General features: G+C 58.2%; 11 protein-coding genes and 1 tRNA gene. 5 read left to right on the forward strand and 7 right to left on the reverse strand.

Annotated features, from left to right (window positions below; translation table 11 throughout):
• The first annotated feature begins 48 nt into the window (after positions 1–48).
• Both nhaB and dsbB read left to right on the forward strand, forming a co-directional pair.
• Positions 49–1,629, forward strand: a complete 1,581-nt coding sequence (gene nhaB, locus AB5Z05_RS09670; RefSeq protein ID WP_064338053.1) for a Na(+)/H(+) antiporter NhaB — start codon at positions 49–51, stop codon at positions 1,627–1,629.
• Positions 1,630–1,727: 98 nt separating this feature from the next.
• A complete protein-coding gene (gene dsbB / locus AB5Z05_RS09675; protein WP_005336895.1) occupies positions 1,728–2,249 on the forward strand; it encodes a disulfide bond formation protein DsbB in 522 nt (173 codons plus the stop codon).
• A 77-nt stretch (positions 2,250–2,326) separates the two neighbouring features.
• Here the strand turns inward: dsbB and AB5Z05_RS09680 are convergent, their stop codons facing one another.
• From AB5Z05_RS09680 to uvrB, 3 genes are all read right to left on the reverse strand, one after another.
• On the reverse strand, positions 2,327–2,974 hold the full coding sequence (locus AB5Z05_RS09680) for a DedA family protein (protein WP_040069761.1): 648 nt from the start codon (positions 2,972–2,974) through the stop codon (positions 2,327–2,329).
• Positions 2,975–3,152: 178 nt separating this feature from the next.
• The gene (locus tag AB5Z05_RS09685; protein WP_193859254.1) at positions 3,153–3,410 is read right to left on the reverse strand and encodes a YkvA family protein; all 258 of its coding nucleotides are present in this window, start codon (positions 3,408–3,410) and stop codon (positions 3,153–3,155) included.
• Positions 3,407–5,419 carry an excinuclease ABC subunit UvrB gene (gene uvrB / locus AB5Z05_RS09690; protein ID WP_368151243.1) on the reverse strand — a complete coding sequence of 671 codons (2,013 nt, stop codon included), beginning with the start codon at positions 5,417–5,419 and terminating at the stop codon, positions 3,407–3,409. The genes AB5Z05_RS09685 and uvrB overlap by 4 nt, the downstream gene beginning before the upstream one ends.
• 133 nt (positions 5,420–5,552) lie before the next feature.
• Between uvrB and AB5Z05_RS09695 the strand changes: the two genes are divergently transcribed.
• Positions 5,553–5,628 (forward strand) — tRNA-Asn (locus tag AB5Z05_RS09695).
• A 471-nt stretch (positions 5,629–6,099) separates the two neighbouring features.
• On the opposite strand, the gene AB5Z05_RS09700 is transcribed toward AB5Z05_RS09695, so the two are convergent.
• Positions 6,100–6,264 carry a hypothetical protein gene (locus tag AB5Z05_RS09700; RefSeq protein ID WP_162628421.1) on the reverse strand — a complete coding sequence of 55 codons (165 nt, stop codon included), beginning with the start codon at positions 6,262–6,264 and terminating at the stop codon, positions 6,100–6,102.
• Between the two features lie 137 nt (positions 6,265–6,401).
• Here AB5Z05_RS09700 and AB5Z05_RS09705 point away from each other — a divergent pair, with 137 nt between their 5' ends.
• Positions 6,402–8,087 carry an aspartate:alanine antiporter gene (locus AB5Z05_RS09705; protein ID WP_005336899.1) on the forward strand — a complete coding sequence of 562 codons (1,686 nt, stop codon included), beginning with the start codon at positions 6,402–6,404 and terminating at the stop codon, positions 8,085–8,087.
• Positions 8,088–8,404: 317 nt separating this feature from the next.
• Here AB5Z05_RS09705 and fabB read toward each other — a convergent pair whose 3' ends face one another.
• Positions 8,405–9,616, reverse strand: a complete 1,212-nt coding sequence (gene fabB / locus AB5Z05_RS09710) for a beta-ketoacyl-ACP synthase I (protein ID WP_323890142.1) — start codon at positions 9,614–9,616, stop codon at positions 8,405–8,407.
• Between the two features lie 90 nt (positions 9,617–9,706).
• Between fabB and mnmC the strand changes: the two genes are divergently transcribed.
• A complete protein-coding gene (gene mnmC / locus AB5Z05_RS09715; protein WP_368151246.1) occupies positions 9,707–11,725 on the forward strand; it encodes a bifunctional tRNA (5-methylaminomethyl-2-thiouridine)(34)-methyltransferase MnmD/FAD-dependent 5-carboxymethylaminomethyl-2-thiouridine(34) oxidoreductase MnmC in 2,019 nt (672 codons plus the stop codon).
• Positions 11,726–11,820: 95 nt separating this feature from the next.
• Here mnmC and AB5Z05_RS09720 read toward each other — a convergent pair whose 3' ends face one another.
• Both AB5Z05_RS09720 and AB5Z05_RS09725 read right to left on the reverse strand, forming a co-directional pair.
• Positions 11,821–12,417 (reverse strand): DUF922 domain-containing protein, encoded by a 597-nt coding sequence (locus tag AB5Z05_RS09720; RefSeq protein ID WP_236302496.1) that lies wholly within the window; start codon positions 12,415–12,417, stop codon positions 11,821–11,823.
• A 183-nt stretch (positions 12,418–12,600) separates the two neighbouring features.
• A complete protein-coding gene (locus tag AB5Z05_RS09725) occupies positions 12,601–13,065 on the reverse strand; it encodes a hypothetical protein (protein WP_139433042.1) in 465 nt (154 codons plus the stop codon).
• Positions 13,066–13,183: the final 118 nt, after the last annotated feature.

Consider the following 13,183-nt stretch of genomic DNA (forward strand, 5'->3'; position numbering starts at 1 on the left):
TTGACTGCATAGAAGCAGATCCTAACAACAAAGTTGAGACCCATTATCATGCCAATAAGCCTAGGGCAGGCATTCGCCAAGAACTTCTTGGGCAATGCACCACAGTGGTATAAAAGCGCCATCTTGCTATTTCTGGTGATCAATCCGATTGCCTTCCACCTTGATCCTTTCATTGCGGGCTGGTTACTGGTCGTTGAGTTTATCTTCACCCTGGCCATGGCCCTCAAGTGCTACCCCCTGCAACCGGGTGGTCTGCTCGCGATCGAAGCCGTGTTGATCGGCATGACCTCCGCCGATCAGGTCAAACACGAGCTGGTCGCCAATATCGAAGTGCTGTTGTTGCTGGTGTTCATGGTGGCAGGCATCTATTTCATGAAGCAACTGCTGCTTTATGTCTTCACCAAGCTGCTGATCGGCGTACGCTCCAAGATCCTGCTCTCCCTCTCCTTCTGTCTGGTGTCCGCCTTCCTGTCAGCTTTTCTCGATGCCCTGACCGTGATTGCCGTGGTGATCAGCGTCGCCACCGGCTTTTACGCCATCTACCACAAGGTCTCGTCCGGCAAGGAGTTTGGTCACAGCCATGACCATACCGATGATAAGGAAGTCGCCGAGCTCAATCGCCAGGATCTCGACGATTTTCGCGCCTTCCTGCGCAGCCTGATGATGCATGCAGCCATCGGTACCGCGCTGGGTGGTGTCTGCACCCTGGTGGGCGAGCCGCAAAACCTCATCATCGGCGAGCAGGCCAGCTGGAACTTCGCCGAATTTGCCATTCGTATGTCCCCTGTGACCGTCCCCGTCTTTATCTGCGGTCTGCTGACCTGCGTGCTGGTGGAGCAGTTCCGCTGGTTTGGCTATGGCGCCCGCCTGCCGGACACGGTGCGCGCCATCATGGAGGAGTACAACCGCTACGAAGAGGCAAAACGCAGCCCGCAAGACAAGGCCAAGCTGATCGTTCAGGCATTGATTGCGGTCTGGCTGATTGTCGGTCTGGCCATGCACCTGGCAGCCGTTGGTCTGATTGGCCTCTCGGTCATCGTGCTGGCCACCTCCCTGACCGGGATCACCGAGGAGCACTCGCTGGGTAAAGCCTTCCAGGAGGCACTCCCCTTCACCGCCCTGCTGGCGGTCTTCTTCAGCGTAGTCGCCGTCATCATCGATCAGCAGCTGTTCAAGCCGGTGATCCAGCTGGTACTGGCAGCCAAACCGGAGAACCAGCTGGCCCTCTTCTATCTGGCCAACGGGGTGCTCTCCATGGTCAGTGACAACGTCTTTGTCGGCACCGTCTACATCAATGAGGTGAAGACGGCCATGCTCAATGGTGCCATCGACCGCGCCCAGTTCGATCTGCTGGCGGTAGCCATCAACACAGGTACCAACCTGCCGTCGGTCGCCACTCCCAATGGTCAGGCCGCTTTCCTGTTTATGCTCACTTCGGCATTGGCGCCGCTGCTGCGTCTCTCCTATGGCCGCATGGTCTGGATGGCGCTGCCCTACACCCTGGTGCTGGGGCTGATCGGCTTTTTCTCTGTCGAATTGCTGCTTGGTCCTGCCACCGAGTGGTTCTATCAGCACGGATGGCTGGTGATGGAGAGTGCGCTGCCAGCGGTACAACCGGCGCTGCATTAATCAATTGAGATGGTTTCCGAGGGCCCTTTCAGGGCCCTTTTCTTTTCGGTTCCGCTCTGCTCTAATTCAGCCACTGTTTTTTCTGAGAGATCAATTAGATGATCGAGTTTCTCCGCCGTATTGCCGCCCATCGGCTGGCTTGGGGCCTGTTGGCAGCATCAGCCCTGTTCCTCGAGTTGTGCGCCCTCTTCTTCCAGCATGTGCTGGGCCTCTCCCCGTGCGTGATGTGTGTTTACGAACGGTTGGCGACCCTGGGTGTGCTGGCCGCTGGTCTGCTCGGCATGGTGGCGCCGGATAAGTGGTATGTTCGCTGGAGTGCCATGTTGCTGTGGGGCTACAGTGCCTTCCGCGGCTTCCAGCTGGCCCTCAAGCATGTGGACTATCAGGTTAACCCCTCCCCGTTCAACGTCTGCAGCCCGTTTGCCGACTTCCCGAGCTGGGCTCCGCTCGATCAGTGGCTCCCCTGGCTCTTTATGCCAGAAGGGGATTGTGCCCAGATCACCTGGCAGTTCTTCGGTTACTCCATGCCCCAGTGGCTGGTCGTCATCTTCGCCGCTTACCTGTTGGTCTTCACCGTAGTGGCCATCGGCAATCTGGTGAAAGGGCGCTGCTGCAACTGAGTGTCATGCCCGCGTGAAGATAAAAAGGGGGAGCCATTATGGCTCCCCCTTCTCGTTCTGGTTGACCGTATTTCTGATTATGCCCTGGCTGTACTCATCTTGGCCTTGACCGCGCCAATTACCATGGGCAACAGGGAGATACCGATGATGCCGAAGATCAGCAGGGTAAAGTTGTGACGCACCACCGGCAGATTGCCAAAGAAGTGACCGGCATAAACGAAGGAGAGTACCCACAGCAGGCCGCCAACCAGGTTGAACGCCAGGAAGCGCGGATAGGTCATGGCCCCCATCCCTGCCACGAACGGCGCAAAGGTACGCACGATGGGCAGGAAGCGGGTGATGATGATGGTCTTGCCGCCATGCTTGGCGTAGAAAGCATGGGTCTTCTCCAGATAATCGCGGCGGAAGATTTTGGAGTCCGGGTTGCGGAACAGCTGCTCGCCGAAGAAGTGACCAATGGTGTAGTTGACCACGTTGCCCAGCACGGCAGCGATGATCAGCACGGCCGCCAGAGTATGGACGTCCAGCACGCTGCCCACGGTAAGTGCACCGGCGGCAAACAGCAGGGAGTCACCCGGCAGGAACGGCGTCACTACCAACCCGGTTTCACAGAAGATGATCAGAAACAGGATGGCGTAAACCCAGACGCCATAGTTCTCGAACAGCTCTTTCAAATGCACGTCAACGTGCAGGATAAAGTCGATTGCAAAGAGGATCAGATCCATTTTTTCCATACCCATAAAGTGAACGGCGTGGAGTCTACGCCAATGCCATTCGGGCGACAATCACCGGCCAGCCTCTTTTTCATCCTGCAGAGCCCACCTTCAAATGAAACCGTTTTTCCGCTTCCTTCGAGGGTGGGAGCGCACAGAGTGATGTCGAGCGTGGTGTTGAAAAGGTGAACTAGGAGGCCTGTTCCAGATCGCTGCGCACTGCGGGGGGAAGACAACGCTCCCAGCCCCATAGCAACACCAGCAGCAGGGTCACATCATCGAACCAACCCAGCAAGGGCACCACGTCAGGGATAAGATCCACCGGACTGATGCCATAGAGCAGGATAAGGATCACCAGTCCCCTCGCCCACCAGGGGGTACCGGGATGGCGAAAGCCCTGATAGAGACGACGAAGTCGTTGCCAAATCAACAAGCGTTTGCGGCTCATGACTCGATCAGCTCGCTGCGCAGCCGCTGGATCTGATCCCGCAGTGCCGCCGCCTGTTCGAACTCCAGATCCCGGGCATGTTGGAACATCTGCTCCTCCATCCGCTTGATCTCTTTGGCAATCTCGCTGGCAGAGCGGACATGGTATTCCCCTTGCGGCTCGGCTGCCTTACGCATCCCCTTGCCAGGTTTACCTGTCGTGCGGCTACCCCCCATGTCCATCACATCGCCAATGGATTTGTTGAGCCCTTTGGGGGTGATCCCATGCTTGAGGTTATGGGCATGCTGCAAGGCGCGGCGCCGCTCGGTCTCCTCAATGGCTACCTTCATCGAGTTGGTGATGGTATCGCCGTAGAGAATGACCTTGCCGTTGAGGTTACGCGCCGCACGGCCGATGGTCTGGATCAGCGAACGAGTGGAGCGCAGGAAGCCCTCTTTATCCGCATCCAGAATCGCCACCAGCGACACCTCCGGCATGTCGAGACCTTCCCGCAGCAGGTTGATGCCCACCAGCACATCGAACTTGCCAAGGCGCAGATCGCGAATGATCTCCACCCGCTCCACAGTATCGATGTCGGAGTGGAGGTAGCGCACCTTGACGTCGTGCTCCGCCAGATACTCGGTCAAGTCTTCCGCCATCCGCTTGGTCAGGGTAGTAACCAGCACCCGCTCCTCGACGGCGACCCGCTTGCGGATCTCGGAGAGGAGATCGTCCACCTGAGTGGTCACCGGACGCACCTCGATCTCCGGATCGAGCAGGCCGGTTGGGCGCACCACCTGCTGCACCACATCGCCGCCGGACTTCTCCAGCTCGTAGGGGCCGGGAGTCGCCGAGACAAACACCGTCTGCGGCATCAGCGCTTCAAATTCGTCGAACTTGAGCGGCCGGTTGTCCAGCGCCGAGGGGAGCCGGAAACCGTACTCCACCAGGGTCTCCTTGCGGGAACGGTCCCCTTTGAACATGGCGCCAATCTGCGGCACCGTGACGTGGGACTCGTCGATGATGAGCAGGCCATCCCCCGGCAGGTAGTCAAACAGGGTGGGCGGCGGCTCCCCCGGCGCACGGCCGGAGAGGTAGCGGCTGTAGTTCTCTATGCCGGAGCAGTAACCCAGCTCCTGCATCATCTCCATGTCGAACTGGGTGCGCTGGCTGATGCGCTGCTCTTCCACCAGCTTGTTGAGGGACAACAGCTGCTCGCGGCGGCTGCGCAGCTCCTCCTTGATATGCTCGATAGCCCCCAGAATGGTTTCGCGCGGGGTGGCGTAGTGGGTCTTGGGATAGATGGTGTAGCGCACTACCGTCTGCTCGATAGCGCCGGTCAGGGGATCAAACTGGGAGAGGCGCTCCACCTCTTCATCAAATAGCTCCACCCGCAGCGCCAGCTTGTCAGATTCGGCAGGGTAAATATCGATGACTTCACCGCGCACCCGGAAGGTACCGCGTTGAAACGCCATGTCGTTGCGGGTGTACTGCAGCTCGGCAAGGCGACGCAGAATATCCCGCTGGTTAATCACATCCCCCACTTTGAGATGCAGCATCATGCTCAGATAAGCTTGGGGATCACCCAGACCATAGATGGCCGACACCGAAGCAACGATCACCACGTCGCGCCGCTCCAGCAGCGCCTTGGTGGCGGACAATCGCATCTGCTCGATGTGATCGTTGATCGAGGCATCCTTCTCTATAAAGGTGTCGGTGGTCGGCACATAGGCTTCGGGCTGGTAGTAGTCGTAGTAGGAGACGAAATACTCCACCGCATTGTCGGGGAAGAACTCCTTCATCTCGCCATAGAGCTGGGCGGCCAGGGTCTTGTTGGGAGCCAGGATCATGGTCGGGCGGTTCAGGGTGGCGATGACGTTGGCCATGGTGAAGGTCTTGCCCGAACCGGTCACCCCGAGCAGGGTCTGGTGGGCCAGCCCCGACTCGATGCCATCCAGCAGTTGGGCAATCGCCGTGGGCTGATCCCCGGCGGGTTGAAACTGGCTGGCTAACTTGAACAATTTGCTCATGAACACTCCCGACACAAAACAGCAGAGGAGCAGTGTAACCGAGGGTTTGGCAGCGGTACACCCGTGCCATCATCCCGCGAATGGCTTGACCACCCAGGACACCTTCTGTATGATGCTCCTCCTTGCCTGATGTTCCCCCGTAGTTCAGTCGGTAGAACGGCGGACTGTTAATCCGTATGTCACTGGTTCAAGTCCAGTCGGGGGAGCCAATTCCTCACCATCTCGGTGCAAGTTATCCACTTTAGTGCCCTCTCCTGCCAATTTTAATGCACAAGATCCTTCTTGCTGCTGACGCTCCCTTTTGTTACCCGTCCCGGCTCGACAGAGTTTTCTCCTGTCGCATCTAACTATTTGATTTTTATACAAACATTTTTCTTCCGGTATTTTTTGAACAGCCCTTGCATCCCAGTACTGGCGCGGCTTTCAGGGCGATGAACAAGTTTCATAAACAGGGTTATCCACAGATTCTGTGGGTAAGTGCAGCAAGCCCTGTCAGGACGCGGGATTGCCCTTGATGGCCCCCGGCAAAGAGTCATTTTGCTGGCCAACCTGATTTTATGCTGTTTTTTAGCCCCCTCAGGAACAGCGGGGTGACAGGCTCTATTGGCACTTTTCAGAGGCATCTTTTTGCCAACCCTTTTCCCGTGGGCAAACGGGCAAATATCAAGCTGACTTGCCCCTCAGCCAACCATGGCGGCCATCGGTTGAATCTGCTGAAACTGATCCCCACCAAGCGGCTGAACAGCAGAATCTAAAATATCGGCCTGCGCCAGAGCACTTCGGTCGCGGGCAGCAGATTTCACTAATTGACAACGACGGTTACAGCAAAAATTGCCAGATTTCATCCGCTTGTCTCCCTATCACGCCGCAGGTTCCACAAATAGCGTCCGATAACGTCCGATTAATCGCTCCCTTGCGCTTCTTTATTGGGGATAGATCCGGCACAATATCGACCCCACTTTTTTCCTCGGTTTTTCCGGGCATGACCATAGATTTCGTGACACTGCTACATCAAAGCGACTCCCTGCTGCTGTTCGTGGTATTGGCCTTCGGCCTGCTGCTGGGCAAGGTGCGAATTGGCAACTTTCAGATTGGCAACACCATAGGTGTGCTGTTTACCGCCCTGCTGTTCGGCCAGATGGGCTTCGAATTTGCAGCCACCACTGAAAACGTCGGCTTTATGCTGTTCATCTTCTGTGTGGGGATCGAGGCGGGCCCTCACTTCTTCAGCGTCTTCCTGCGCGACGGCATCCACTACATCACCCTGACCCTGGTGATCTTGCTGACCGCCCTGCTGCTGACGGTGGGGCTGGCCAAATTCTTCAATCTGGGGCCGGGCATGGCGGCGGGGATCCTGGCGGGTTCCCTCACCTCGACCCCGGCGCTGGTGGGTGCCCAGGATGCCTTGCGCAGTGGTCTGCTCAACCTGCCCCATCAAACTGATATGCAGGCGGTGCTGGACAATATGGGCATCGGCTACGCCCTGACCTATCTGGTGGGTCTGGTGGGTCTGATGCTGGTGGTGCGCTACCTCCCCTCGCTGGCTCGCCTCGACCTCAATACCGAGGCACAAAAAATCGCCCGCGAGCGGGGTCTCTCCGACAGCGAGAGTCGCAAGACCTACCTGCCCATCATCCGCGCCTATCGGGTCGGCCCCGAGCTGGCAGCCTGGATCGGTGGCCGTACCCTGCGGGAGACCGGTATCTATCCCCACACCGGCTGCTATGTAGAGCGGATCCGCCGCAACGGCATTCTGGCCAGTCCCGATGGCGATGCCGTCATTCAGGAAGGGGACGAGATCGCCCTGGTGGGCTATCCCGAGAGCCACGAGAAGCTGGACGTCAACTACCGCAACGGTAAAGAGGTGTTCGACCGCAACCTGCTTGACCTGCAGATCGTCACCGAAGAGATAGTGGTAAAGAATGACTCCGTGGTAGGCCGCCATCTGGTCGAGCTCAACCTCACCGAGAAAGGGTGCTTCCTCAACCGGGTAGTGCGCTCCCAGATCGAGATGCCGTTCGATCGCAACATCATGCTGCAAAAGGGCGACGTGTTGCAGATCAGCGGCGAGAAGCAGCGGGTCAAACTGCTGGCCAACAAGATCGGCTTTATCAGCATCCACAGCCAGACCACAGATCTGGTGGCTTTCACCACCTTCTTCGTGCTGGGCCTGCTGATCGGCTCCGTTTCGCTGGTGTTCGGTCAGATCGAGTTTGGTCTCGGCAACGCCGTCGGCCTACTGCTGGCGGGCATTCTGATGGGGTATCTGCGGGCCAACCACCCGACGGTCGGCTATGTGCCGCCCGGCGCGCTCAGATTGGCCAAGGATCTCGGTCTGGCGGTCTTTATGGTGAGTACGGGCCTGAAAGCCGGTGGCGGCATCCTCGACCACCTCAGCGAGGTGGGTACGGTAGTGCTCTTCTCCGGCATGCTGGTGACCACCTTGCCGGTGCTGGTTGGCTATCTGTTCGGGGTCTGGGTGCTCAAGATGAACCCGGCGCTGCTGCTCGGTGCCATCACAGGTGCCCGTACTTGTGCCCCGGCGATGGATGTGGTCAACGAGGCAGCCAACAGCTCCATTCCGGCGCTCGGCTATGCCGGCACCTATGCGGTGGCCAACGTGATGCTGACCCTGGCGGGCTCCTTTATCATAGGCTTCTGGTTCTAGCCAGTACCATCACATTACCGCTAACAAAGAAGGGAGCCTAAGGCTCCCTTCTTGCTATCTGCGCCGCTAGAGAGATGTAGATCCGGCTCATTGGTGTGGCGTCACCTCCCCCCCACCATCTGCACTGAAATCTGCCCCCACCCCTATTCCACAATGACCGATGCTTTGCTCTGCTCTGCTCTGCTCTGCTCTGCTCTGCTCTGCTCTGCTCTGCTCTGCTCTGCTCTGCTCTGCTCTGCTCTGCTCTGCAACGATTGATAGCTAATCCCGAAGACAAAAAAAGCGCCCTGAGGCGCTTTTTTCATATCAACCGGATATCAGGTTTTGAACTTGCTGAACACCAGGGAGGCGTTGGTACCGCCAAAGCCGAAGCTATTGGACATGACGGTGTTGAGTTCGGCCGCTTCGTACTCACGCACGATGGGCAGACCTTCGGCCTTCTCGTCCAGAGTCTCGATGTTGATGCTGGGGGCGATAAAGCCGTGTTCCATCATCAGCAGGGAGTAGACAGCCTCGTGCACGCCCGCAGCGCCCAGCGCATGACCGGTCATCGCCTTGGTGGCAGAGATCTTGGGACCATTGGCGCCAAACAGAGTCTGAATAGCTTCCAGCTCTTTGGTATCACCCACCGGAGTGGAGGTGCCGTGGGTGTTGATGTAATCAACCTTGCCCACACCCTGCATCGCCATCTTCATGCAACGCACCGCGCCTTCACCGCTCGGCGCGACCATGTCGTAACCATCGGAGGTAGCACCGTAACCGGTCAGCTCGGCATAGATGTGAGCACCACGGGCCAGCGCATGTTCCAGCTCTTCGATCACCAGAATGCCGCCGCCACCGGAGATAACGAAACCGTCGCGGTTCGCATCATAGGTACGGGACGCTTTTTCCGGCGTGTCGTTGTACTTGGTGGAGAGGGCGCCCATGGCATCAAACTGGATGGTAGAGGACCAGTCCAGCTCTTCACCGCCACCGGCGAAGACCACATCCTGTTTGCCAAGCTGGATCAGCTCAAGCGCGTGACCGATGCAATGAGCAGAGGTGGCGCAAGCTGAGCTGATGGAGTAGTTGACACCCTTGATCTGGAACGGGGTCGCGAGGCAAGCAGAGGTGGTGGAAGACATGGTGCGCGGCACCATGTAAGGGCCCACACGCTTGACCCCTTTCTCACGGGCGATGTCCACAGATTCCGAGGTGTTCTTGCCGGAGGCACCACCTGAACCGACCACCAGGCCGGTACGCTCGTTGGAGACCTGATCTTCCGCCAGACCGGCATCTTCAATGGCCTGCTGCATGGAGAGGTAGGCGTAGGCCGCAGCGTCGCCCATGAAACGCATGACTTTACGGTCGATCAGTTCAGACGGATCGAGTTTGATGTTACCCCAGACACGGCTGCGCAGGTTGTGCTGCTCGAACTGCTCGGAATAGGTGATGCCGGATTTACCTGCTTTCAGGGAGGCCAGCACTTCTTCCTTGTTGTTGCCGATACTGGAGATGACGCCGATACCGGTGATCACTGCTCTTCTCATTAATTCATCTCGTCTGGAAAAACTGGCGCCAAGTCTACCCGCTTTCGGCTGCCAAACTGGTCTGCTTTCACGTAGAATGCCCGCGATTTTGTGACGCGAGCCGAGGAAAACGTGAGTCAAACATCCTTACATCATGCCCGATTGGACTGGAATGAAGCGGGAACTCCTGTCTCCAGTGACTTCGGGGATGTGTACTTTTCCAATGATAACGGTCTAAGTGAAACCCGCTACGTCTTTTTGCAGCAAAACCGGCTACCTGCGCGATTTTCGCACCACGATAGTGACAGTTTCGTGATAGGGGAAACAGGTTTCGGCACAGGCCTTAACTTTCTGGCGACAATGCAAGCCTTCCTGGAACAGGCGCCTCAATCCGGCAACGGCTCCCGTCTGCACTTCATCAGTTTCGAGAAATACCCCCTGACCCAAGACGATCTGCGCAAGGCGCTGGCCGCCTGGCCTGAACTTGGCCACTTGAGTCAGGATCTTGTCGCCCAATGGCCGCTGCCGGTTTCCGGTTGCCACCGCCTGCACTTTGCGGGCGGCCGCATTTGTCTCGATCTCTGGTTTGGCGACATCAAGGATATGCTGCCGCTGGTACCGCACCAGGCAGAGGGGCTGGTGGATGCCTGGTATCTGGATGGTTTCTCCCCGGCCAAGAACCCGGAGATGTGGACACAGGATCTGTTTGATGGTCTCGCTCGCCTCGCCCGTCCCGATTGCTCCATCGCCACCTTTACCTGTGCCGGTTTTGTCCGTCGCGGCCTGATTGCCGCCGGTTTTGCCATGAAGAAGGTGAAGGGCCACGGTAGCAAGCGGGAGATGCTGGTGGGGGATCGCACCGACAAGCAGCCGCAGCAGACCATCGCCCCCTGGTATGCCCGTCCTGCCGGACGCACTGGCGAGGTAGTGATCATCGGCGGCGGCATCGCCTCGGCCATGACGGCGCTCTCTCTGGTGGAGCGGGGTCGCAAGGTGACGTTGCTGTGCGCAGATGGCGAACCGGCCACCGGCGCCTCGGGCAACCGCCAAGGAGCCCTCTATCCACTGCTTAACGGCGAGCACGATGTCCTGTCACGCTTCTATTCGCTCGCTTTTGGCTATGCCCGCCAACGGCTGCTGGCGTTGGCCGAACGCCATCCTATCGCTTTCGAATTATGCGGAGTGACCCAGCTCGGTTATGACGACAAATCGGCAGCCAAGTTGGCGAAAATGAACCAGGGCCCCTTCCCGTCCGAACTGATGCATCCCCTCTCTAGAGCAGAGGTAGAGCAGGTGGTTGGCCTGCCCTGTGGCCACAGCGGCGTCAGCTATCCGCTGGGAGGCTGGCTCTGTCCGGCCGATCTCACCCGAGCCGCCCTGAAAGAGGCGCAAGCCAGCGGCCTGCTTCAGGTGGAGTACCACACCCAAGTAAGCGCCATTGCCGAGCAGACAGATGCTTGGCACATAGAGAGCCAGGATAGCCGCCGCTGGCAGGCCCCTAATCTGGTGGTCGCCGCCGGTCACCAGCTGCCATCACTGCTCCCCTTTGCCGAGCTGCCGCTCTATCCGGTGCGCGGTCAGGTGAGCCATGTGCCGACCACGACCAGCTTGCGTCAGCTCAAGACCGTGCTCTGCTACGATGGCTACCTCACTCCGGCCCACAAGGATCACCACTGCATCGGTGCCAGCTATGGCCGCAACCAGACAGACCTTGCGTTTCGCGCTGAGGAGCAGCTCCAGAACCAGACACGGCTGCAAGCCTGCCTGCCGGAGCAAACCTGGCCCGCCGAGGTGGATGTGAGCGGCAACGAGGCGCGCGTTGGGGTGCGTTGCGCCAGTCGGGATCACCTGCCGGTGGTGGGGCCAGTGGCCAGATTGCAAGGTCTGGCGGATCACTATGCGCAGTTGCAGCATGATCAGCACAACGCCCAGCCGCTCCCCCTTCACCCCGGTCTCTATGTGCTGGGTGCGCTCGGCTCTCGGGGTCTCTGCTCGGCGCCGCTCTGTGGTGAGCTGCTCGCCAGCGAGATCTGCGGCGATCCCCTGCCGCTGGCCGCCGATCTGCTGGAAGCGCTCCACCCTGCCCGTTACTGGGTACGCAAGCTGCTCAAGGGCAAAGCGCTAGTCTGAACCGGACTCTGCAAACAAATAGAATGGCCGCCCATCGGGCGGCCATTCTATTTATCAAATCGTGCGATGCTGGATATTGCGTCTTGAGATAGCGCTCACTTGGGCCAGTGCACCCCAAGCTGTTCGCCGTAACCTGTCTGACGCTGGAATCCGTCGAGCCGTCCCTTAATCTTGTTCAGCTCGCCACTACCTGCTGCCCACGCGGCATAGCGCAGCGCCTGACAATCTGCATGACCGGGTAATCCCGCAATGGCGCCACCCACCTGATTTGCCCCCTGCAGCACCATCTCCTTGAAGCGGGATTCGTAGTCAAACATGCTGGAGAGCAGCCGCCCCCAGCGCTGGCGGGCAGGATCGTTACTGTTCGTGCTCTGACGCCAGCGGGGCAGCAACACAGTGGCGTTGGTGGTCACCGTCACCCGATTGAGCTGGCAGCGACCCGGCAACTGCTCGGTATCCAGCTGCCAGTCCACCTGATAACTCGCCTTGCCGAGCACGGGCTTGCCATTCACCTTGGGAGCACTCTGGGCAATCGCCCGGGCAAGCTGCTCCGGACTGGTTGCATTGACCTCATAAAAACGGACATTGATGCGGGACTCTGGCACCACTTGCGGCCGGCTCTGCTGAGCCTTACTCATCAGGGGCAACAGCAACAACCCGACCCCCACTACTCCATAAACCTTGCTGACCATGCCAGACTACCTTCCTTGATTGCACGGGCGGAGTACCAACCTTGGTGAACCCCACCGCCACACAGATGACGGGTATAGCCTATGTGTGACGACGAGGCGGCGCAATACAATGATGCGCCCAGAAATCAGAGCACGCTCACAGGTTGCGTGAGCAGAGTATGGCACAAGGGCAAAACTGTATTTTTATTGAGCATGACGGCTGATGCGCTGCCAGTCGAGGTGATAGTTTTTCACATTGATGTCATGACCATCTATCTGAATAAAATGATCATTTTTAAGGCGGTTAGCAAAAAAGTCCTGATCTGCCCCCTCATTGAGCCACAGCTCGCAAAGTCCCCGTTTTCCCTCTTTGGCATAGAATCTCGGAGTGACCAGCAGCGCGACCCCATCTACCCGGATGGCATGACGGGCCAAGCAGTTTGCTTCGGTGGTTTTGGATGCCAGCGCGGCAAAACGGGGTCTGTTCCCCTCGGCAACCACCAGTACGCCGTAAGAGTGAGGAGCCATGAGACGCCGCATGGCGACCGCCTGATGAGGACCGGTTTGATGAAAACCGTCATTGGTTACCGCAAACACGCAAGTAGGTGAAAATAGCATCGCAAGCAGAAAAAGAGAGCGTTTAATGCCTGAAAAATCACCAACCACCATATAAAAGCCTCAAAAGACAACCAAGGCTGGCAAGGGTAGGTAGCCAAACCCGCTGGGTAAAGTACCTTTACCTTTCTTTAATTCTGTTCATGGGGTTAAACGTTGATTTAGCTCACAC

Source organism: Aeromonas sp. R2-4, assembly GCF_040908365.1.
In the GTDB taxonomy this organism is placed as follows: Bacteria; Pseudomonadota; Gammaproteobacteria; order Enterobacterales; family Aeromonadaceae; genus Aeromonas; species Aeromonas veronii.

What these genes read in the sequence shown, in the direction of transcription:
- AB5Z05_RS09720 (WP_236302496.1), bottom strand. Translation starts at nt 12,417, where the DNA reads ATGGTCAGCAAGGTTTATGGAGTAGTGGGGGTCGGGTTGTTGCTGTTG.
- AB5Z05_RS09680 (WP_040069761.1), bottom strand. Translation starts at nt 2,974, where the DNA reads ATGGATCTGATCCTCTTTGCAATCGACTTTATCCTGCACGTTGACGTG.
- uvrB (WP_368151243.1), bottom strand. Translation starts at nt 5,419, where the DNA reads ATGAGCAAATTGTTCAAGTTAGCCAGCCAGTTTCAACCCGCCGGGGAT.
- AB5Z05_RS09685 (WP_193859254.1), bottom strand. Translation starts at nt 3,410, where the DNA reads ATGAGCCGCAAACGCTTGTTGATTTGGCAACGACTTCGTCGTCTCTAT.
- fabB (WP_323890142.1), bottom strand. Translation starts at nt 9,616, where the DNA reads ATGAGAAGAGCAGTGATCACCGGTATCGGCGTCATCTCCAGTATCGGC.
- nhaB (WP_064338053.1), top strand. Translation starts at nt 49, where the DNA reads ATGCCAATAAGCCTAGGGCAGGCATTCGCCAAGAACTTCTTGGGCAAT.
- AB5Z05_RS09705 (WP_005336899.1), top strand. Translation starts at nt 6,402, where the DNA reads ATGACCATAGATTTCGTGACACTGCTACATCAAAGCGACTCCCTGCTG.
- dsbB (WP_005336895.1), top strand. Translation starts at nt 1,728, where the DNA reads ATGATCGAGTTTCTCCGCCGTATTGCCGCCCATCGGCTGGCTTGGGGC.
- AB5Z05_RS09725 (WP_139433042.1), bottom strand. Translation starts at nt 13,065, where the DNA reads ATGGTGGTTGGTGATTTTTCAGGCATTAAACGCTCTCTTTTTCTGCTT.
- AB5Z05_RS09700 (WP_162628421.1), bottom strand. Translation starts at nt 6,264, where the DNA reads ATGAAATCTGGCAATTTTTGCTGTAACCGTCGTTGTCAATTAGTGAAA.